This window comes from Jatrophihabitans sp. sgz311053 (assembly GCF_056135305.1).
Genome location: NZ_JBWAXP010000001.1, coordinates 855,717 through 876,181, shown reverse-complemented (window position 1 = coordinate 876,181; position 20,465 = coordinate 855,717). Strand labels below are relative to the sequence as shown.

Below are 20,465 nucleotides of genomic sequence, written 5' to 3'. Positions count from 1 at the left end.
CATGGACGGCAGATCCCTCGACGAGAGCGTCGCGACGCAGGCAGCCCGCCGGCGGACCTTCGCCGTCATCAGCCACCCCGACGCCGGGAAGTCGACCCTCACCGAGGCGCTGGCGCTGCACGCCGAGGTGATCACCGAGGCCGGCGCCGTCCACGGCAAGGCCGGTCGTCGCGGCGTGACCTCGGACTGGATGGAGATGGAGCGCGCCCGTGGCATCTCGGTGACCTCGGCGGTGATGCAGTTCGAGTTCGGCGACGCCGTCATCAACCTGCTCGACACCCCCGGCCACGCCGACTTCTCCGAGGACACCTATCGCGTGCTGGCCGCGGTCGACGGTGCGGTGATGCTGCTCGACGCTGCCAAGGGCCTCGAGCCGCAGACCCTGAAGCTCTTCGACGTCTGCCGTCACAGCCGCATCCCGGTCATCTCCTTCGTCAACAAGTGGGACCGCCCCGGTCGCGAGCCCTTGGAGTTGCTGGACGAGATCGAGCAGCGCATCGGGCTGCGGCCGACGCCGCTCACCTGGCCGGTCGGCATCGGCGGCGACTTCCGCGGCGTCATCGACCGGCGCACCGGCGAGTACATCCGCTACGAGCGCACGACCAGCGGGGCGACCGCGGCGCACGAGGAGCGGATGACTCCCGAGGCCGCCGCCGAGCTCGAGGGCGAGGCCTGGACGACTGCCGTCGAGGAGAGCGGACTGCTGGACGAGATCGGTGCCGATCTGGACCTGCCGTCCTATCTCGCCGGGACCTCCACACCGGTGCTCTTCGGTGCCGCGCTCAGCAATCTCGGCGTCCGCCTGCTGCTCGACACCCTCGTCGAACTGGCCCCGTCGCCTCGGCCGCGGCTGGCCGAAGACGGCGTCCCACGCGCCGTGGACGCGCCGTTCTCGGGGCTCGTCTTCAAGGTCCAGGCGAACATGGACCCCTCGCACCGGGACCGGATCGCCTTCATGCGGATCTGCTCGGGACGTTTCGAGCGCGGCATGATCGCGACCCACGCCGGCACCAGGAAGCCCTTCGCGACGAAGTACGCCCACTCGGCCTTCGGCCAGGACCGCCGCACCGTCGACACCGCTTACCCCGGCGACGTCATCGGCCTGGTCAACGCGACGGCGTTGCAGGTCGGCGACACCCTTTTCGAGTCCGACCCGGTGCGCTTCCCTGGCATCCCCAGCTTCGCCCCGGAGCACTTCGCCGTGGTGCGGGCGAAGGACTCCGGGCGGTTCAAGCAGTTCCGCCGCGGTCTGGAGCAGCTCGCCGAGGAGGGCGTGATCCAGGTGCTGCGCTCGGACCTGCGCGGCGACCACGCCCCGATGCTCGCCGCCGTCGGCATGATGCAGTTCGACGTCGTCGCGCACCGGCTCGAGCACGAGTTCAACTCACCGGTTGCCCTCGACCACCTCGAGTACACCATCGCTCGCCGCACCGACGCGCAGAGCGCGACGGAGCTTGCCGGGCTCTCCGGCGTCGAGGTGCTCCGCCGGGACGGCGACGGCGAGCTGATCGCCGTCTTCACCACCCGCTGGCGGCTGCGCGCGGTTGTCCAGAATCATCCCGGTCTGACCGTCGAACCGCTGGTGGCAGATGCCGAGATCGGCGCAGACGGGACCACCTGACCTGGTGCGGCCGTGGGTGCCGTGGGAGGGTTGCCGCCCCCACCTCACACTAAACTCACGGAGTTCCCGCATGGGCATCATGAGCAGCATCACCGGCAACGCCGGCCCGATGGACCTCGGCCAGGCCAATCAGGAGTACGGCCGGCTGCTGGCGCAGGGCGAACAGATCCAGGCCGCGTTCCAATTCGTCCGAGACGCACTGCTGTTCACCAACAGCCGGATGATCAACATCGACAAGCAGGGCGTCACCGGCCGCAAGGTCGAGTACCACTCGATCCCCTACCGGACCATCAGCCACTTCGCCGTCGAGACGTCGGGCCACTTCGACCTCGACGCCGAGCTGCGCGTCTGGCTCGGCCACGGTCCGGAGCCGATGAGCTTCGAGTTCAACAAGCACGTGGACGTCTACCAGGTGCAGGCCATCCTCTCGGCCCACGTCACCGGGCACTGAGCCCTCCCGGTTGTGGCGGCAGCCGCTCACATCGGAGCGGCTGCCGCCACAACCGACGACGAGGGCAGGACGTCCGGTTCGCGTTCTCTGTACTGGTCTAGTCCATTCGGGTGATCTGTACTACCGTCCGCGCATGACCTTTCGGAGGATGACCGCGGGCCTGCTCGCGGCGACCGCGCTGACCCTCGCCGCGTGCGGCGGCGGAACCGGCGCCGACGACGCGAACCAGAGCGACACCGGCAAGGGCAGCGTCTCGTCGATCAAGCTCGTCGCCGCGGAGTACTCGTCGAAGACCAAGCCCTTCTGGGACGCCTTCGCCAAGACCTATCAGAAGAAGTACGGCATCAGGCTCGACGTGCAGGTGATCAGCTGGAACGACATCGCGCAGGAGAGCCGCACGATGATCCAGAACAACAACCCGCCGGACATCCTCAACATCAACTACTTCTCCAGCTACGCCAAGGACAAGCTGCTCTACGACGCCGACCAGGTGCTGCCCGCCGCCGTCCGCTCCGACCTGATCGACGCCTTCACCGCCGGCGGCACCTTCGACGGCAAGCTCTACGGCTTCCCGGACGTCTCGTCGGCGCGAGCACTCTTCTACAACAAGACCCTCTTCAAGCAGGCCGGCATCGCCGCCCCGCCGACGACCTGGGCGGAGTTCGAGGCGGACGCCAAGAAGCTGCAGGCCCTCGGCAACGGCACCATCGGCTACGCCATGCCGCTGGGCAAGGAGGAAGCCCAGGCCGAGTACTCGATCTGGGCCTTCAACAACGGGGCTCAGTGGCAGTCCGGCCAGGGCAAGTGGACCATCAACTCCGCGAAGAACGTCGAGACGCTGAGCTTCCTGCGCAAGCTCGCCGTCTCCGACAAGGTGACCCAGAACAACCCCGGCCGCACCAACCGCACCGACGGCGCCTTCCCACTCTTCACCTCCGGTAAGGCCGGCATGATCGTCGGCTTCAGCCCGCTCTCCGGCGATCTCGACAAGCAGGGCAAGGTCGACTACGGCATCGCCCCGATGCCGGTCAACGGCGGCGGAACCCCCGCGACCTACGGCGTCACCGACTACCTCAACGCCTTCAAGAAGAAGGGCAACCAGCAGGCAGTCAAGGACTTCTACGAGCTGTACTACCAGCCCGACCAGGTCAACACGTTCGTCCGTAACGAGGGCTTCCTGCCTGTCACGAAGTCCGGGCTGAAAGCCTTCGCCGGCGACAAGGCGCTGAGCGTCTACATCCAGACGCTGCCCAACATCAAGCTCGCCCCGACGCAGGACCCCGCCTGGGACAAGGTGCTGCTCGCCGTCCAGCAGAACATCGGCAAGGGCGTCGCCTCGGACGGCAACCCCAAGGCCGTGCTCGACGACCTGCAGCAGACGGCCGAGTCGAGCTGATCGTGACGGCAGCACCGACGGCGCCACCCGGCCCGGTCGTCGCGACGTCCGCCCACCCGGCGCGTCGCGGACCGGCCCGGCGGCGGCGTCCCCGCGGCCGAACCCCCTGGTGGCAGGCGCTGCTCTGGCTGTCGCCGGCGCTGCTGCTCATCGGCGCGGTGGTGATCTATCCCGTCGTGGCGCTGGTCCAGGCCTCCACCAAGTCCTACTCCATCACGGGACTGGAAACGGGTTCGGTCGGCGTCGACAACTACCGCAAGGTCATCGAGCACCCGGACCTCGGCACCGTGCTGGTCAACACCGCCGTCTGGGTGGTGGCCACGGTCTCGATCACCATCCTCCTCGGGTTGGGTCTCGCGCAGTTCCTTGCCAAGGAGTTCTTCGGCCGCAGGCTGGTCCGCTGGGCGCTGATCGTGCCGTGGGCGGCGTCGCTGGTGATCACGTCGCGGCTCTTCACCCTGCTGCTGGACTTCTACCACGGCTTGGTCAACAAGGTGCTCGTCGGCGTGGGCCTGCTCGACCGGCCGATCGACTTCCTCGGCGACGACAGCTGGGGCATGCCGTCCATGATCGTCGTCGGCGTCTTCGTCTCACTGCCCTTCACCGCGTACGTCTTCCTCGCCGGGCTCAACGGCATCCCGGACGAGGTCCACGAGGCGGCCCGCATCGACGGCGCCTCGGGCTGGCAGAGCTATCGGCACGTCACGCTGCCGCTGCTCCGCCCGGCGCTGCTGGTGGCCACGGTGCTCAACATCATCTACGTCTTCAACTCGTTCCCGGTGGTCTACACCCTCAACGAGCGCAACCCCGGCTTCGACCACGACACCACCATCACCTTCATGTACAAGCTCGCCTTCAAGAGCGCCGAGCTGAACGTGGGGATGTCGGCCGCGACCGGTGTCTTCAACGTGCTGCTGATCCTCGTGGTCGTCGTCATCTACCTCAAGACGGTCAAGTGGCAGGAGGAGCCGGCCCGATGACCACCGCCACGGCACTGCACCATCGGCCACAGGGTTGGCGCCGATGGCGCCGCATCGTGCTGCCGCTCGCCGGTGCGGTGCTGGCACTCGTCCTGCTCTCGCCGTATCTGGTGATGCTGCTGGACGCGCTGCGCCCCAGTGCGGACGTCCTCGCCTCGCCGACCACCCTGCTGCCACGCGAGTGGCGCTTCTCGTCGTTCGGCGACGTCCTCGGCGACGACCGCTTCCGCAACTGGCTCAAGACCTCGCTGCTCGTCGCCGGGGCGTCGACGGTGGTGGTGCTGGTCGCCGCCGTCCCGGCCGCCTTCGTCACCGCCCGCTTCCGGTTTCCCGGTCGGACGGCGTTCCTCTTCCTCGTCCTGGTGACGCAGATGTTCTCGCCGACCTCGCTGGTCGTGGGCATCTACCGCGAGTTCTTCGAGCTCAGCATGGTGAATACGTACCAGGCGCTGATCCTCACCAACTCCGCCTTCAACCTGGCCTTCGCAGTCTGGATCCTGCACGGCTTCTTCTCGGCCGTGCCGCGCGAGGTGGAGGAGGCCGCAGAGCTCGACGGCTGTTCGCAGTTCGGCACGCTCTGGCGGGTCATGCTGCCGCTGATCAAGCCCGGACTGGTGACCGCGGTCGTCTTCACCTTTATCGCGGCGTGGAACGAGTACGTCGTCGCCCTGACGCTCATGCAGGACGACGACCGCAAGCCGCTCACCGTCGGCATCAACAGCTACGTGACCGGCTACGAGCAGCACTGGGACCTGCTCTTCGCCGGTTCGCTCATCGCCATCGTGCCGGTGGTGGTGCTCTTCGCCGGCATCGAGAAGCACTTGGTCGGCGGGCTGACCGCGGGATCGGTCAAATAGTCGGCCGATCCCGCGGCTGTCAGCCGCTGTGCGCCTCGTAGACCGCCTTGAAGGCGTCGGCGATGGCGTGATGTCGAGCAAGCACCGGACGCAGCGCCTCGTTCTCGATGCGGAGCCCGACGATGCGACTCGCCGACGTCACCGTGGCTCGCCGCTGACCACCGCCGAGCAGCGTCATCTCCCCCACGAGATCGCCGGGGCCGATCTCCGCGACCTGTTCGCGCTGGTGGAAGACGAGCGCGCTGCCCTCGGTGATCACGTAACAGGCGTCAGCGGGGATGCCCTCCTGGACCAGCGGCCAGCCGGCGGGGAGGGTGAAGCGGCTGCCCGCCTCGACCAGCGCGGTGATGTCGTCCTTGCTGCACTGACTGAACGTGTCGTACTTGCTCAGCGTCGAGACCAGCTCGCGCTTCTCGCCACCACCGGCCATGAGGTCTCCATCGGTTCGGGCGGGCACCGGTGCCCGCCTGTCGGACGTCACCCCACCCTAGTGAGGACGGGCGCCCCCGGCGCGGTGAATCCGTGCCGGGCGCGCCCGTCCTGCTCCTCGTCCGGGCTCAGCGATCCGGGAGGGCGTCCGCCTCGTGCCGGCCCCGCTCGTGCCGGCCGTACCCGTCGGCGTCCGACACCCCGTCAGCCTCGTGCCGGCCGCCCTCGGACTCCGGCGAGACCGCCGCCGCTGCGGTGGCGGCAGGGTCGAGCGCCGGGGTGGACGCCGGTCCGGCGCCGACGTTCTCGGCCGCGGCGCGGGCCGCCTGCTGCCCGGACATCGTGCGCAGCGGGATCTCCTTGAGCAGCAGCGACAGCACGAAGGCGATGATCAACACCAGCGCGCCGACGAGGAAGACGGTGTCCATGGCGTCGGAGAAACCGACCAGGATCGGCTGCTTCGCCGCCTCGGGCAGCTTGCTCAGCCCGCTGGTGTCGTTCAGGTTGAAACCGCCACTGGCCGGCAGCTGCTGTCCGCTCTCGGCCAGCTCGCGCGGGATGTTCTGCCCCGCCTGCGAGAAGAGGATCGAGAGGAAGATCGCCGTACCGAGCGAGCCGCCGACCTGTCGGAAGAAGGTCACGCTGGAGGTCGCGACACCCATGTCCCGCGGCTCCACCGCGTTCTGCATCGCGAGGACGACGCTCTGCATGTTCATGCCGAGGCCGGCACCGAAGATCGCCATGTAGATGTCGGTCTGCCACAGCGGCGTGTCGGCCGCGGTGCGGGTGAGCAGGAGCAGCCCCACGATCATGAGGGCCGAGCCGATGATCGGGAAGATCTTGTACTTGCCGGTTCGCGAGGTGATCTGGCCGGCCACCAGCGACGCGGTCATGATGCCGCCGACCAGCGGCAGCAGCAGCAGCCCGGACTCCGTCGGCGAGGCGCCCTTGACGATCTGCAGGTACAGCGGGATCGCGGCCAGGCCACCGAACATGCCGAGACCGATGATCATCGACTGGGTCGAGCCCACCGCGAAGTTGCGACCGCGGAAGAGGCGCAGCGGCAGCAGCGCGTCGTCCCCGGCCCTGGCCTCGTTGGCGATGAAGGCGGCAATGCCGAGGGCACCGATGACGTAGCAGACGAAGGCGCCCACCGAGAGGAAGCCCCACTCCCGGCCCTGCTCGGCGATGATCAGCAGCGGCACCAGCCCGACGACGAGCGCGGCGGCACCGGACCAGTCGATGCGGTGGTTGCGGCGCGAGTGGTCCAGCTTCAGCACCCTCGTCACGACGACGAGGGCGAGGGCGCCCAGCGGCACGTTGATGTAGAAGATCCAGCGCCAGCCGGAGAAGCCCAGGATGCTGGACTGACCGGCGAGGAAGCCGCCGATGACGGGCCCGAGCACCGACGAGGTCGCGAAGACGGCCATGAAGTAGCCCTGGTACTTCGCGCGCTCCCTCGGCGGGATGATGTCGCCGATGATCGCCAGTGCCAGCGGCATGATGCCGCCAGCGCCGATGCCTTGCAGCGCGCGGAAGCCGGCGAGCATGTACATCGACTGCGCCAGCCCGCAGAGGGCGGAGCCGACGACGAAGATCACGATCGCGAGCATGAAGAACGGCTTGCGGCCGTAGATGTCGGAGAGCTTGCCGAACAGCGGCGTGGAGATCGTCGAGGTGATGAGGAAGGCGGTGGTGACCCACGCCTGCACCGAGAGGCCGTTGAGGTCGTCACCGATCGTGCGGATCGCGGTGGTGACGATGGTCTGGTCGAGCGCGGCGAGGAACATGCCGATCATCAGTCCGGAGAGGATGCTCATGATCTGGCGGTGGCTGAGGCCCCCGTCGGCCGCGGGTGGCGCGGAGGTCTTAACGGTGTCGACGGACATCAGGTGTGGGTGCCTTTCACTTCGGTGCGGGCGGCGTCGGGACGCACCGCCGTGGCGTGGTCGTAGGCCGCGGTGAGGCGATGCAGCATCGCGGCGAAGGTGGTCAAGTCCTCGGACGTCCAGTCGTGGAGCATCTCGGCGAAGAAGCCGACACGGACCTTGCGGTGATCGGCCAGCACCGCATCGGCGGCCGGTGTCGGCACCAGGACCGTGGCGCGGCCGTCCTCGGGGTCGGCCCGCCGCTCGATGAGTCCGTCCCGGACGAGCGCGGCAGTGAGCCGGCTGACGGTGGAGGGGTCGAACTGCAGCGCCTCGGCGACGGCGCCGGCCCGCATCGGACCCTCGACCCGCAGCACCTTCAGCACGGCGTGGGCCGACCACTCGACGTCGCGCTCGGCCTTGGCCAGCCACTGCGCCCGAGCCCGGTTGAGGGTGCGGTTGAGCCCGGCGAGGCTGTCGGCGAGCGCCTCGATCTGGTCGAAACGCGCCGCAGCCGGTGCGGCGGCGACATCGGTCATCGACTGCTCCACTACTTGACACAGGAAACTAGTTGCTGAGGTCAAGTATCTACCCCCGGAGTCCGCCGCCTCAACCGGGTTTCGCCCGATCTCAGCTAGTGATCATCCGCGGCCAGGAGGCGGAGGGCTCGCTCCCGCATCTCGACCTTGCGCACCTTGCCGGTAACGGTCATCGGGAACTCGTCGACGACGTGGACGTACCGCGGGATCTTGTAGTGGGCGAGCCTGCCCGAGCAGAACGCCCGGAGCTGCTCGGCCGTGAGGGTCTCCACCCCGTCGCGCAGCCGGACCCACGCCATCAGCTCCTCGCCGTACCTGGCGTCGGGCACCCCGATCACCTGGGCGTCGACGATGTCCGGGTGGGTGTAGAGGAACTCCTCGATCTCACGCGGGTAGACGTTCTCGCCGCCTCGGATGACCATGTCCTTGATGCGACCGACGATCCTGACGTAGCCGTCGGCGTCCATCGTCGCGAGGTCGCCGGTGTGCATCCACCCCTGCCGCAGCACCTCGGCTGTCTTCTCGGGCTCCTGCCAGTACCCGATCATCACCGAGTACGCCCGCGTGCAGAGCTCGCCCGGCTCGCCGTACGGGACGGGCAGGTCGGTCTCGGGGTCGACGACCATGACCTCGACGTGCGGGTGGACCCGGCCGACGGTCTCGGTACGCCGCTCCAGCGAGTCGTCCTTGCGGGTCTGGGTCGAGACCGGAGAGGTCTCGGTCATGCCGTAGGCGATGGTGACCTCGTCCATGTGCATCTCGGCGATCACCCGTTTCATGACCTCGACGGGACAGGGTGAGCCGGCCATGCAGCCGGTCCGCAGGCTGCTGAGGTCGTAGGTCGCGAAGTCGGGCAGCGCCAACTCGGCGATGAACATCGTGGGGACGCCGTAGAGCGAGGTGCAGCGCTCGTCCTGCACCGCCTGCAGCGTGGCGGCGGGGTCGAAGCCCGGCGCCGGGATGACGATGCAGGCGCCGTGAGAGGTGGCGGCGAGATTGCCCATCGTCATGCCGAAGCAGTGGTAGAAGGGCACGGGCACGCAGACGCGGTCCTCGTACGTGTAACCCATCCCCTCACCCACGAAGAACCCGTTGTTGAGGATGTTGTGATGCGACAGCGTCGCGCCCTTCGGGAAGCCGGTCGTCCCGGAGGTGTACTGGATGTTGATCGGGTCGTCGAAGGACAGCTGCGCGGCGCGCTCGGCCACCTCCACCGCCCCGACGGTGGCGCCGGCGTCGAGCAACTGCTGCCAGCTGGGGTCGGCGATGTAGACGACCTCCCGCAGCGCGGCGAGCCCGCCCCGGACCTCGTCGACCATGGCGCGGTAGTCGCTGGTCTTGAAGGCGACGGCCGAGACCAGCACGGAGACGCCGGACTGGCGCAGCACGTACTCGAGCTCGTGCGTCCGGTACGCCGGATTGACGTTGACCAGGATGGCGCCGATGCGGGCGGTGGCGAACTGCACCAGGAACCATTCGAGGCAGTTGGGGGCCCAGATGCCCACCCTGTCTCCCCGCGCCACCCCGCGACCGAGCAGACCGCGCGCCACCGCCTCGACCTCAGCGTCGAGCTCGGTGTAGCTCAATCGGCGCCCGGCGGCGACGTCGACCACGGCGTCACGCCGGCCGTGGGCCGCGACGGTCTGCTTGAGGTTCGCGTCGATGGTCTGACCGAGCAACGGCATCGTCGACGGGCCGCTGGCGTAGGACTGTCCGGTTCCGGGTGGTTGCGTCGTCACCCTGGCCACGCTAGGTGGTGCCCGTCACATTGTTAACGGCAGAGCCGTCCGCTTAAACGGCGACGCCGCACCGGAGCGCAGCAGCAGCGCTTCCGGTGCGGCGTCGAAGCCGCAGTGGCGGAGACCGATCAGGCCTCGACAGCGGCGGTGTTGCCGTCGAGCAGTGAGCGAACCTCGGACTCGCGGTAGCGGCGGTGGCCGCCGAGCGTGCGGATGGAGGTGAGCTTGCCGGCCTTGGCCCAGCGAGTGACCGTCTTCGGGTCGACGCGGAAGAGGGTCGCCACCTCGGAGGGGGTGAGCAGAGCCTCGGTCTCGGGACGAACGCGAACCGTCGTCATAGTTGTGCCGCCCTTCAGGGGGATTGTCACGGGGAGTCCTGTTCCTCGTGAGTCGTTATCGAGTATGCCGGGCGTGAGGTTGGTTGCCATAGCAAAGCGCTCAACTGTCCACTCTGTGCCATGCAGCAACTGCCTGTCCGATATCTCCGGGCAACAAACCTCGCCAATCTGGACACTTCCGGACACGTTGCTGCCATCTGTGCGGCGTTCTTCACCGGCGTGCGAGGCCACTTGTTCGCGAGGTACGCTGTGTTTACGACATGACAAGCACCCCGGTGAGGCCCGCTATGCCCGCTGACGAAGCGTCTGCGGCCCGGTGCCGGATGAGCGCGCGAGCGAGGGGGTCTAGCCATGGGGCGAGGCCGTGCCAAGGCAAAGCAGCAAAAAGTTGCCCGTGAGTTGAAGTACAGCACTCACTTCACCGATCTTGATGCCCTTCGCCAGGAGCTCGGGACTTCCTCCCCTGGCACCGAGCGCAGCGTCGAGGAGTCGGACGTCGACGACGACGACTACGACCAATGGACCGGCACCAGTCGCTGACCGGGCCGGCCACCGCGACCACGTCGCAGTGGTCCAAACCTCTCGTCCTCAGACGAACTCGTGCGTAGTCGTCTGATTCGTGCCAGCAGTTTGAGTAAGCCTCATGGCACGAATCAGACGGTTGCGGCGGGTGCCGCCACCGTCATGACCAGTTTGCGGCGGTACCGACGTAGTCGCTGACCATGGTCACGCGGCGGTCGGGTCCCGACGTTGCGCTGCTGACGTCGCCCGGCTCCGAACGCACCGTGCCGAGGGTCCAGGCCGGCACGTCCCGATCGGCGAGGAGGCCGAGGGCGTCTTCCGCGCGCTCGGCCGGGACGACGGCAACCATGCCGACGCCGAGGTTGAAGGCGATCTCCAGGTCGGCACGTGACACCGAACCGGTGCTCGCCACGAGGTCGAAGATCGGCTGCGGCGCCCAGGTCGCCCGGTCGACGGTGGCGACGAGCCCTTCCGGCAGCACCCGGCCCAGGTTGCCGGCCAGGCCACCGCCGGTGATGTGGGCGAAGGCATGCGCCTGGCAGGTCGCGGCCAGCTCGAGGCAGTCCTTGGCGTAGATGCGCGTCGGTGTCAGCAGCTCCTCCCCCAGCGTGGCGCCACCGAGCGCCGGCGGGGTGTCGGCGAGGCTGAAGCCGCCGTCGTCCAGCAGCACGCGACGGACCAGCGAGTAGCCGTTGGAGTGCACGCCGCTGGAGGCCATGGCGACGAGCACGTCGCCGGGACGGACCCGCTCCGCGCCGAGGACGGCGTCGGCGTTGACCACACCGACCCCGGTGCCACTGATGTCGTAGTCGTCGGGGTCCATGACACCGGGATGCTCGGCCGTCTCGCCCCCGACCAGCGCGCATCCGGCCTGGACGCAGCCCTCGGCGATGCCCGAGACGATGGCCGCGATCTTCTCCGGCACCACCTTGCCGGTGGCGATGTAGTCGGTGAGCAGCAACGGCTCGGCGCCGACGACGACGAGGTCGTCCACCACCATCGCGACGAGGTCGATGCCGATGGTGTCGTGCCGGTCGAGGGCCTGCGCGATGACCAGTTTGGTCCCCACCCCATCAGTGGAGCTGGCGAGGATCGGCTGCGGGTGCCGGGAGAGGTCGAGGGCGAAGAGCCCGGCGAAGCCACCGAGCCCGCCCAGCGTCTCGGGGCGGTTGGTGCGGCGGACCGCGTCCTTCATCAGCTCGACGGCGCGGTCACCCGCGGCGACATCGACCCCGGCGGCGGCGTAGGCGTCGGTCATCGGGCCGCGCTCACGGCCGCGTGAGCGCGTCGCCGGCCCAGCCGGCGGAGCGCTCCGGCTCGCGGCCGAGCAGCTGCGGCGCGGCGACGGCGCGGCCGATGCCCTCGAGCACGTGCTTGCCCACGGTTTCGGGGATCGGGATCGGGTAGCTGCCGTCGAAGCAGGCGCAGCACAACCGCGACTTCGGCTGTTCGGTCGCGGCGATCATGTGCTCCTGCGAGACGTAGCCGAGCGAGTCCGCGCCGATGGAGTGCCGGATGCCGTCGAGGTCCAGGCCGTTGGCCACCAGCTCGGCGCGGGAGGCGAAGTCGATGCCGTAGAAGCAGGGCCACTTCACCGGCGGGGCCGAGATGCGGACGTGCACCTCCACCGCTCCGGCTTCCCGGAGCATGCGGACCAGCGCCCGCTGGGTGTTGCCGCGGACGATGGTGTCGTCCACGACGACGAGCCGCTTGCCGCGGATGACGTCGCGCAGCGGGTTCAGCTTGAGACGGATGCCGAGCTGGCGGATGGTCTGCGACGGCTGGATGAAGGTCCGTCCGACGTAGGAGTTCTTCACCAGGCCGAGGCCGTAGGGGATGCCGGACTCCTCGGCGTAGCCGATGGCCGCAGGGACACCCGACTCCGGGACCGGGATCACCAGATCTGCCTCGGCCGGGTGCTGCTGCGCCAGCCGGCGGCCCAGCTCGACACGCGTGGAGTGCACGCTGCGACCGGAGATGGTGGTGTCCGGGCGGGCGAGGTACACGTACTCGAAGACGCAGCCCTTGGGCTTCGGCGTCGCGAAGCTCTCCGAGCGCAGGCCGTCCTCGTCGATGGCGACGAGCTCACCCGGCTCGACCTCGCGGACGAAGCTGGCGCCGACGATGTCCAGCGCCGCGGTCTCGGAGGTGACGACCCAGCCGCGCTCCAGGCGCCCCAGCACCAGCGGTCGGACGCCCTGCGGATCGCGAGCGGCGTAGAGGGTGTGCTCGTCCATGAAGACGAGCGAGAAGGCGCCCCTCAGCCGCGGCAGCACCTGCATCGCCGCCTCTTCGACGCTGACGTCGGGGTGCGCGGCGAGGAGCGCGGTGAGCAGCTCGGAGTCGGTGGTGGCGCCGATGGTGCTGGTTCGAACCCCGGCCGCCCGCGCCTCCTCGGCCAACTCGGCGGTGTTGACGAGATTTCCGTTGTGGCCGAGGGCGAGTCCGGTGCCTGCCGGCGTGGTGCGGAAACTGGGCTGCGCGTTCTCCCAGGTCACCGAGCCAGTCGTGGAGTATCGCGTGTGGCCGACCGCGATATGCCCCTGGAGAGTGGCCAGGGTGGCCTCGTCGAAGACCTGCGAGACCAGGCCGAGATCCTTGTAGACCACCAGCGAGCTGCCGTCGCTCACCGCGATGCCGGCGGCCTCCTGGCCCCGGTGCTGCAGGGCGTAGATGCCGTAGTACGACATCTTGGCGACGTCCTCGCCGGGAGCCCAGACCCCGAAGACGCCGCAGGCGTCCTGGGGCCGCTTGTCGTCGGGATGGAGATCGTGAGTCAGCCTGCCGTCACCGCGAGCCACGTGGACGAGTGTACGGATCCCGCGGGGCGCGGCCAGCCCGGCGGTGCGGTTGTGACCGGTCTCCTCACCCGGCCGTCAGCGTTTACCGGGCAGATCGGACTCGGGGGTGCCGCCGTGGGAGCTGTCGTCGTCCTCGATGGCGCGCTGCGCCTCGTCGTACTCGCCGTTGTCGTCGGCGATGACCTCGTCGAGAGCGGCCCGCAGATGCCGGGCGACCACGGCAGCGCCCGCGCGGCTCATCACGACGGCCGCGTGGTCGCTGCCGTCGACCCGCTCGACGTGCTGCAGCGATGGCAGCCGGGTGCGGAACTCGTCCACCCGGTCGGCCGGGTAGGCGGGCGGGGAATCCGCGCCGACGCTCCACTCGGCGTGGATCAGCCGGGTCGGGACCGTGAGCTCGGGCAGTCCCGCGTGGTCGACGAAGACGCTGACGGCGTCGTCCAGGGCGACGTCCGCGTCGAGCCGGGGCGTCCCGGTCGGGTCCAGGTCGTGGCCCAGACAGTCGGCCAGCAGCGGGTCGTCAGCCGGGAGCAGCGGCAGGCCGGGGGCGGTGGCGGCGACGTAGTCGGCCGCGCTCGGGTACCGCTGGCGCTGCCGCTCCAGCTGAGGGGCAAGGGCGGCCCGGATCGCGGTCTCGTCCGCTGGGCCGGCCCCGCCACCGGGCGCCGTCGCCATCGGCAGGCCACCGTCGACCAGGACGAGTCGCGCGACCCGCTCGGGGTACCGCGCGGCCAGCGCCACCCCGACGAAGCCGCCTAGCGACATGCCGCAGACCACGGCAGACCTGATGCCGAGGACGTCGAGCACGGTGACGAGGTCCTCGACGTGCTGGTCGACCGAGCAGTGCGGTGCCGCCACCTTGTCGATCGCCACACTGTCCGCGCGACCCCGGAGGTCCGGCGCGACGAGGGTGATGCCGCGGTCCTCGGCCCGCAGCCAGTTCCAGAGCCGGCGGTTGGAGGTCAGCCCGTGGATCGCGAGGACCGGCTCGGTGTCACCGGGCAGGACGTCGACGGCGAGCGCGGCGCCGCGGACCGGGATCTGGTGGAGGCTCATCCGGTCGGCCTACCCCGGTGGCGGCCGCGCTGTCAGGCCTCGGCGTGCGCCTTCTGCAGCGCGGTCCGCAGCACCTCCGCCGGCTGGGCGCCAGCGACCGCGAACTTCCGGTCGAAGACGAAGAACGGCACGCCCTGGACCCCGAGGTCGCGGGCCGTCTCCTCCTCGGTCACCACGGCGTCGGCGTAGTCGTCACCGGCGAGGACGGCGCGCGCCTCGGCGGCGTCCAGACCCTGCTCGGCCGCGATCGCGACGAGGGACTCGTGATCGAAGACCGAGCGCTGCTCGGTGAAGTACGCGCGGTGCAGCGCCTCGGCCAGCTCGGCCTGCCTGCCCTGCTCCCGGGCGTACTGCAGCAGCCGGTGGGCGTCGCGGGTATTGCCGTTGACCAGATCGGCCATGCGGAAGGTCAGCCCGTCGGCGGCAGCGCGCTTGGTCATGTCGACCTGCGCCTGCTCCGCCTTCTCGGGGGTGAGGTTATACTTGCTCGCCAGGACGTCCACCACGGGCTTGCCCTCGGAGGTCGCGGCGGGGTCCAGCTCGAAGGCCCGGTACCTGACCTCCACCTCGTCGGCGTGCTCGAAGCTGGCGAGCGCTTGCTGCAGCCGGTTGTTACCCAGGTAGCACCACGGGCAGACGACGTCGGACCAGATCTCGATGAGCATGCAGGTGCAACGCCGGGGCCGCGTCCGACCTTCCCCTCGCCCCCGCGTCCGACGTCCGCCCCCGGCACCCGCGAGTCGCCCCCGCCCTGCGTCCCACGTCCACCCCCGGCACCCGCGAGTGGTCGATTTCCGCGTCGAGTGGTCGCACGGAAGCGACCACCGGGACCGGAAATCGACCACTCGGCGCCAGAGGGGGTGGCGGTGACCCGGGGGTGGGGTGGGTGACCCGGGGGTCCCGGGTGGCCCGCGGGGGGTGAGAGCGGGCGGGGTGAGGGGATCAGGCGAGGACGGGGAGGTGGGGCGAGAGGTCGCTGCGGGGTCCGGTGGCGCGGACCGCGCCGGTCTCGACAGCGGCAGCGAATCCCACCCGTCCGGTCGCCACCCGGAGCCAGGTGACGGCGTCGGTCTCGACGACGTTCGGCGGGGTACCGCGGGTGTGGCGGGGCCCGGCGATCGCCTGGACCGCCACGAAAGGCGGCACCCGGACCTCCACTGACCGGCCGGGCGCCTGGGCGGCGAGGATCTCGGCCAGCAGCCGGACAGTGGTCGCCAGCCCAGGGCGCAGCAGTGTCACCGGTTCGAGGTCGGGCAGCGAGCGGGTGAGGTCGTCGCAGTGGACGACGAGGTCCAGCACCCTGGTGCGGGCGAAGTCCAGCGCGGTGATGGGGCCGCGTGGCCCGGCCAGCAGGGTGGCGTCGGCGAGGTCCGGCAGCTCCGGCAGCGGGGCGCGGAGCCGGGCCGCGAGCGCGGCGAGATCGTCGCTGCCGGTCGCCTCGACGCTGGCGGCGGTGATGTCCGCGGCGGCCGGGGCGTAGGCGCGGACGTAGTCGGCCACGGGCACGGCCGGCGGCGCGGCACGCTCGGTGAGGTGGTGGGCCAGGCCCGCCATGCTGCCCGCGACGTGCCCGGCGAGGATGCGCACCGACCAGCCGGGCAGCACCGACTCGGCCCCGGCGCGGTCCGGGGGCAGCCCCTCGAGCCGGTCGGCCAGGACCGCCGCCTGCGCGGCGTACTCGCCCAGGACCGCCGCGAGCCTCGGCCGCCCGGCGCGGGTCACCGGTCGAAACGCGCCGCGAACGTGCCGCCGGCCGCGGCGCGCAGCTCGCGCAGCGGCACCCGGAACTGCCCCTCGACCTCGAGATCGCTGGCGAGGACGTCGGCTGAGCCGATCTTGACGCACGGCAGACCACGCTCGGCGCAGAGCGCGGTGAAGGCCGCCTCGTCGCCTCGGGTGACGCTCACCAGGACCCGGCCGGCCGACTCGCTGAAGAGCGCCACGAACGGGTCGTCGCCGGGCAGCGTCACGCGCGCGCCGAGGTTCTCGCGCAGGCACGCCTCGACGAGGGCCTGGGCCAGCCCGCCGTCTGAGAGATCATGGGCGGAGTCGAGCAGGCCGTCGCCCGCCGCGGCGAGCAGCACGTCGGCGAGCAGTTTCTCGCGATCGAGGTCCACCACCGGCGGCTTGCCGCCGAGGAAGCCGTGGACGGTGTACATCCACTCCGACCCGCCGAACTCGTCGCGGGTGTCACCGAGCAGGAACAGTCCCGCGCCGTCGGAGTGCAGCCCGTGCGGCACCCGCCGGGCGACGTCGTCGATGACCCCGAGCACACCGATGACCGGCGTGGGGAGGATCGGCGTCGACCCGGTCTGGTTGTAGAAGCTCACGTTGCCGCCGGTGACGGGGACACCGAGCTGCCGGCACCCGTCAGCCAGACCGCGGACGGCCTCGCTGAACTGCCACATGACACCGGGGTCCTCGGGCGAGCCGAAGTTGAGGCAGTTGGTCACCGCGAGCGGCGTCGCGCCCGTCGTGGCGACGTTGCGGTACGCCTCGGCGAGCGCGAGTTGCGCGCCGGTGTACGGGTCGAGCCGGGTGTAGCGGCCGTTGCCGTCGGTGGCGATGGCGATGCCACGCGCGGTGGATTCGTCCAGGCGGACCATGCCGGCGTCCGAGGGCTGCGCGAGCACGGTGTTGCCGAGGACATAGCGGTCGTACTGGTCGGTGATCCAGGACTTGTCGGCGAGGTTCGGCGACGCGACCAGGCGCAGCAGGGTGTTACGCAAGTCCTCACCGCGGCGCGGCCGCGGCAGCGCGGCGCCGTCGTGCTCGACGAGGATGTCCTGGTCCAACGGTCGCTCGATGGGCCGCTCGTAGACCGGACCGTCGTTCGCGGCCGTCGTCGGCGGCAGGTCGACGATCTGCTCGCCGTGCCACGTCATGCGCAGCCGGCCGGTGTCGGTGACGGTGCCGATGACGGTCGAGAGGACGTCCCACTTCGCGCAGACGGCGAGGAACTCGTCCAACTTCTCGGGGGTGACCACGGCCATCATGCGTTCCTGCGACTCGCTCATGAGGATCTCCTCGGGAGCGAGCTTCGCGTCGCGCAGCGGAACGAGATCGAGCTGGACGTCCATGCCTCCCGTGCCGGCCGCGGCGAGCTCGGTGGTGGCGCAGGAGATGCCGGCGGCGCCGAGATCCTGGATGCCGACGACCAGGTCGGCGGCGAAGATCTCCAGACAGCACTCGATGAGCACCTTCTCGGCGAACGGATCGCCGACCTGCACCGCGGGGCGCTTGGCGTCGCCGTCGGAGAAGGTGGCCGAGGCGAGCACCGATGCCCCGCCGATGCCGTCGCCACCGGTGCGGGCACCGAAGAGGACCACCTTGTTGCCCGGGCCGTCGGCCTTGGCGAGCTTGATGCCGTCGGCGCGCATGACGCCCGCGCAGAGCGCGTTCACCAGCGGGTTGCCGATATAGCTCTCGTCGAAGACCACCTCGCCACCGATGTTCGGCAGGCCCAGGCAGTTGCCGTAGCCACCGACACCGGCGACGACGCCCGGCAGCACGCGACCGGTGTCCGGCGCCTGCAGCGGACCGAAGCGCAGCGAATCCATCACCGCGATCGGACGGGCGCCCATGGTGAGGATGTCGCGGACGATGCCACCGACCCCGGTCGCCGCGCCCTGGTACGGCTCCACGAAGGACGGGTGGTTGTGCGACTCGGCCTTGAAGGTCACCGCCCAGCCGTCGCCGACGTCGACGACGCCGGCGTTCTCGCCCATGCCGACGAGCAGCGCGTCGGTCTTCGGCGCTTTCTCGCGGAACTGCTTCAAATGCACGATGGACGACTTGTAGGAGCAGTGCTCGCTCCACATCACCGAGTAGATCGCCAGCTCGGAGCTCGTCGGCCGGCGGCCGAGGATCTCGCGGACCCGGGCGTACTCGTCCGGCGCCATGCCCAGTTCCTTGAACGGCTGCGGCTGCTCCGGGGTCTGGCCGGCACGCGTGACGGTATCGAGCATCAGACAGCCACTCCGGTCAGCGAGAGGAAGAAGCCGAGCCCGTCCGTGCCGGGGCCGGTGAGCGGCTCGACGGCGTGCTCGGGATGGGGCATCAGTCCCACGACGTTGCCGGCCTCGTTGGTGATGCCGGCGATGTCGCGGAGACTGCCGTTCGGGTTGCCGTCCACGTAGCGGGCGACGACGCGGCCCTCGGCCTCGAGAGCGTCCAGCGTCTCGGGGGCGGCGACGTAGCCGCCCTCCATGTTCTTGATCGGGATGACCACGTCCTGACCCTCGCGGTAGGACGACGTCCAGCGGGTGCGGTTGTTCTCGATCCGCAGCCCCTGGTCCCGGCAGACGAAGCGCTGCCGGGCGTTGCGGATGAGCGCGCCCGGCAGCAGGTGCGACTCGCAGAGCACCTGGAAGCCGTTGCAGATGCCGAGGACCGGCATGCCGTCACGCGCTCCGGCGATGATCGACTCCATCACGGGCGCGAAGCGGGCGATGGCGCCGCAGCGCAGGTAGTCGCCGTAGGAGAAGCCGCCCGGCAGGATCACCGCCTCGACGTCGTGCAACCACGGGTCGGCGTGCCAGAGCGGCACGGCCTCGGCTCCCGCGATCCGGACTGCCTTGAGGGCATCCCGGTCGTCGAGACTGCCGGGAAAGGTCACGACACCCACGCGAGCTGGCACGCGGCAAGGTTACCGGCGAGCCCCGGCGCCTCGCGGTCAGGCGCGGGTGATCGTGTAGTTCTCGATCACGGGGTTCGCGAGCAGGGTGTCGGCGATGCGCTCCAGCGTGGCGTCGTCGGTGGCGTCGGCGACCTCGAGCTCGAAGTGCTTGCCCTGCCGGACGGCCTCGACGCCGGCGATCTCCAGCCGGCCCAGCGCGCCCAGGATGGCCTGGCCCTGCGGATCGAGGATCTCCGGCTTGAGGACGACGTCGACGACGACGCGGGCCATGGGCTACTCCCGACTGGATGGGCGGAACGACCGGGTCACCCTATCGGCCGGGTGACAGGGCTCAGCCGGGCCAGTCGGCGAACGAGAGTCCGGTGAGTCGCTCGTAGGCCTCGACGTAGCGCTCGCGGGTGGCGGCGACGACCTCGTCGGGGAGCGCGGGCGGCGCCTCACCCGAGGCGCGCTGCCAGCCCGACTCGGCCGAGAGCAGCCAGTTGCGGACGTACTGCTTGTCGAAGGAGGGCTGCGTGCGTCCCGGCTGCCACTCGTCGGCCGGCCAGAAGCGGGACGAGTCCGGGGTGAGCACCTCGTCGCCGAGGACCAGCTCACCGTCCTCGCCCGCGCCGGCCCGGCGGCCGAACTCGAACTTGGTGTCGGCCAGGATGATGCCGCGCTGCCGGGCGATCTCCGCGGCGCGGGCGTAGACCTGCAGCGTCAGCTCCGACAGCCGGGCCGCGGTGGCCTCACCGACGGTGGCCGCGACCGCCTCGTAGGAGACGTTCTCGTCATGCTCGCCGACGGCTGCCTTCGTCGCCGGCGTGAAGATCGGCTCGGGGAGCCGGTCGCCGTCGACCAGCCCCGCCGGCAGCGCGACGCCGCAGACGGACCCGGTGCTCTGGTAGTCCAGCAGGCCGGAGCCGGTGAGGTAGCCGCGGGCGACGGCCTCGACCGGCAGCATGGACAGCGGCGCGCAGACCAGTGCCCGGCCCCGCCACTGCGCGGGGATGAGCTGATCGTCGACCGCCAGCACGTGGTTCGGCACCAGGTCGGCGAGCTGCTCGAACCACCAGACCGACATCGCGGTCAGGATGCGCCCCTTGTCCGGGATCACGCTGTCGAGAACGAAGTCGAAGGCGGAGATGCGGTCGCTGGCCACCATGACCAGCCGGTCGTCGGGGGCGCGGTAGAGATCGCGGACCTTGCCGCTGTGCACGTGGGTCAGACCGGCGGGGATGTCGCTC

The 20,465-nt window shown here is 70.1% G+C and carries 20 protein-coding genes; 6 read left to right on the top strand and 14 right to left on the bottom strand.

The window, feature by feature from the left end:
• Window position 1: 1 nt before the first annotated feature.
• From AC0NZQ_RS03850 to AC0NZQ_RS03830, 5 genes are all read left to right on the top strand, one after another.
• Entirely contained in the window at window positions 2–1,621 is a 1,620-nt protein-coding gene (locus AC0NZQ_RS03850; RefSeq protein WP_474528316.1) for a peptide chain release factor 3, read from the top strand.
• A 70-nt stretch (window positions 1,622–1,691) separates the two neighbouring features.
• Window positions 1,692–2,072: a PH domain-containing protein gene (locus AC0NZQ_RS03845; protein ID WP_474528315.1), complete on the top strand. Its 381-nt coding sequence runs from the start codon at window positions 1,692–1,694 to the stop codon at window positions 2,070–2,072.
• 133 nt (window positions 2,073–2,205) lie between these two features.
• Complete coding sequence (locus AC0NZQ_RS03840) at window positions 2,206–3,468, top strand: extracellular solute-binding protein (protein ID WP_474528314.1); 1,263 nt, start codon at window positions 2,206–2,208, stop codon at window positions 3,466–3,468.
• 2 nt (window positions 3,469–3,470) lie between these two features.
• Window positions 3,471–4,448 carry a carbohydrate ABC transporter permease gene (locus AC0NZQ_RS03835; protein ID WP_474528313.1) on the top strand — a complete coding sequence of 326 codons (978 nt, stop codon included), beginning with the start codon at window positions 3,471–3,473 and terminating at the stop codon, window positions 4,446–4,448.
• A complete protein-coding gene (locus AC0NZQ_RS03830) occupies window positions 4,445–5,305 on the top strand; it encodes a carbohydrate ABC transporter permease (protein ID WP_474528312.1) in 861 nt (286 codons plus the stop codon). The genes AC0NZQ_RS03835 and AC0NZQ_RS03830 overlap by 4 nt, the downstream gene beginning before the upstream one ends.
• Window positions 5,306–5,324: 19 nt before the next feature.
• On the opposite strand, the gene AC0NZQ_RS03825 is transcribed toward AC0NZQ_RS03830, so the two are convergent.
• From AC0NZQ_RS03825 to AC0NZQ_RS03805, 5 genes are all read right to left on the bottom strand, one after another.
• The gene (locus AC0NZQ_RS03825; RefSeq protein ID WP_474528311.1) at window positions 5,325–5,735 is read right to left on the bottom strand and encodes a Crp/Fnr family transcriptional regulator; all 411 of its coding nucleotides are present in this window, start codon (window positions 5,733–5,735) and stop codon (window positions 5,325–5,327) included.
• 127 nt (window positions 5,736–5,862) lie between these two features.
• The gene (locus AC0NZQ_RS03820; protein WP_474528310.1) at window positions 5,863–7,623 is read right to left on the bottom strand and encodes an MDR family MFS transporter; all 1,761 of its coding nucleotides are present in this window, start codon (window positions 7,621–7,623) and stop codon (window positions 5,863–5,865) included.
• On the bottom strand, window positions 7,623–8,141 hold the full coding sequence (locus AC0NZQ_RS03815; RefSeq protein ID WP_474528309.1) for a MarR family winged helix-turn-helix transcriptional regulator: 519 nt from the start codon (window positions 8,139–8,141) through the stop codon (window positions 7,623–7,625). The genes AC0NZQ_RS03820 and AC0NZQ_RS03815 overlap by 1 nt, the downstream gene beginning before the upstream one ends.
• A 95-nt stretch (window positions 8,142–8,236) precedes the next feature.
• Window positions 8,237–9,826: an AMP-binding protein gene (locus tag AC0NZQ_RS03810; protein WP_474529416.1), complete on the bottom strand. Its 1,590-nt coding sequence runs from the start codon at window positions 9,824–9,826 to the stop codon at window positions 8,237–8,239.
• Window positions 9,827–10,008: 182 nt separating this feature from the next.
• Window positions 10,009–10,218, bottom strand: coding sequence for a BldC family transcriptional regulator (locus AC0NZQ_RS03805; RefSeq protein ID WP_474529415.1), 210 nt, complete (start codon window positions 10,216–10,218; stop codon window positions 10,009–10,011).
• A 351-nt stretch (window positions 10,219–10,569) separates the two neighbouring features.
• On the opposite strand from AC0NZQ_RS03805, the gene AC0NZQ_RS03800 reads away from it, so the two are divergent.
• Entirely contained in the window at window positions 10,570–10,758 is a 189-nt protein-coding gene (locus AC0NZQ_RS03800; RefSeq protein WP_474528308.1) for a DUF3073 domain-containing protein, read from the top strand.
• A 142-nt stretch (window positions 10,759–10,900) separates the two neighbouring features.
• Here the strand turns inward: AC0NZQ_RS03800 and purM are convergent, their stop codons facing one another.
• The 9 genes from purM to AC0NZQ_RS03755 all read right to left on the bottom strand — a co-directional run bounded on the left by purM (window position 10,901) and on the right by AC0NZQ_RS03755 (window position 20,458).
• A complete protein-coding gene (purM, locus tag AC0NZQ_RS03795; protein ID WP_474528306.1) occupies window positions 10,901–11,998 on the bottom strand; it encodes a phosphoribosylformylglycinamidine cyclo-ligase in 1,098 nt (365 codons plus the stop codon).
• A 10-nt stretch (window positions 11,999–12,008) separates the two neighbouring features.
• A complete protein-coding gene (purF, locus tag AC0NZQ_RS03790) occupies window positions 12,009–13,541 on the bottom strand; it encodes an amidophosphoribosyltransferase (protein ID WP_474528305.1) in 1,533 nt (510 codons plus the stop codon).
• A 75-nt stretch (window positions 13,542–13,616) separates the two neighbouring features.
• On the bottom strand, window positions 13,617–14,597 hold the full coding sequence (locus tag AC0NZQ_RS03785) for an alpha/beta fold hydrolase (protein ID WP_474528304.1): 981 nt from the start codon (window positions 14,595–14,597) through the stop codon (window positions 13,617–13,619).
• 32 nt (window positions 14,598–14,629) lie between these two features.
• Window positions 14,630–15,262, bottom strand: a complete 633-nt coding sequence (locus AC0NZQ_RS03780) for a DsbA family oxidoreductase (protein ID WP_474528303.1) — start codon at window positions 15,260–15,262, stop codon at window positions 14,630–14,632.
• 277 nt (window positions 15,263–15,539) lie between these two features.
• The gene (locus AC0NZQ_RS03775) at window positions 15,540–16,319 is read right to left on the bottom strand and encodes a sterol carrier family protein (protein WP_474528302.1); all 780 of its coding nucleotides are present in this window, start codon (window positions 16,317–16,319) and stop codon (window positions 15,540–15,542) included.
• Window positions 16,316–18,568, bottom strand: coding sequence for a phosphoribosylformylglycinamidine synthase subunit PurL (gene purL / locus AC0NZQ_RS03770; RefSeq protein WP_474529414.1), 2,253 nt, complete (start codon window positions 18,566–18,568; stop codon window positions 16,316–16,318). The genes AC0NZQ_RS03775 and purL overlap by 4 nt, the downstream gene beginning before the upstream one ends.
• A complete protein-coding gene (gene purQ, locus AC0NZQ_RS03765) occupies window positions 18,565–19,236 on the bottom strand; it encodes a phosphoribosylformylglycinamidine synthase subunit PurQ (RefSeq protein WP_474528301.1) in 672 nt (223 codons plus the stop codon). The genes purL and purQ overlap by 4 nt, the downstream gene beginning before the upstream one ends.
• A 36-nt stretch (window positions 19,237–19,272) precedes the next feature.
• Complete coding sequence (gene purS, locus AC0NZQ_RS03760; protein ID WP_474528300.1) at window positions 19,273–19,506, bottom strand: phosphoribosylformylglycinamidine synthase subunit PurS; 234 nt, start codon at window positions 19,504–19,506, stop codon at window positions 19,273–19,275.
• A 61-nt stretch (window positions 19,507–19,567) separates the two neighbouring features.
• The gene (locus AC0NZQ_RS03755; protein WP_474529413.1) at window positions 19,568–20,458 is read right to left on the bottom strand and encodes a phosphoribosylaminoimidazolesuccinocarboxamide synthase; all 891 of its coding nucleotides are present in this window, start codon (window positions 20,456–20,458) and stop codon (window positions 19,568–19,570) included.
• Between the last annotated feature and the right edge of the window lie 7 nt (window positions 20,459–20,465).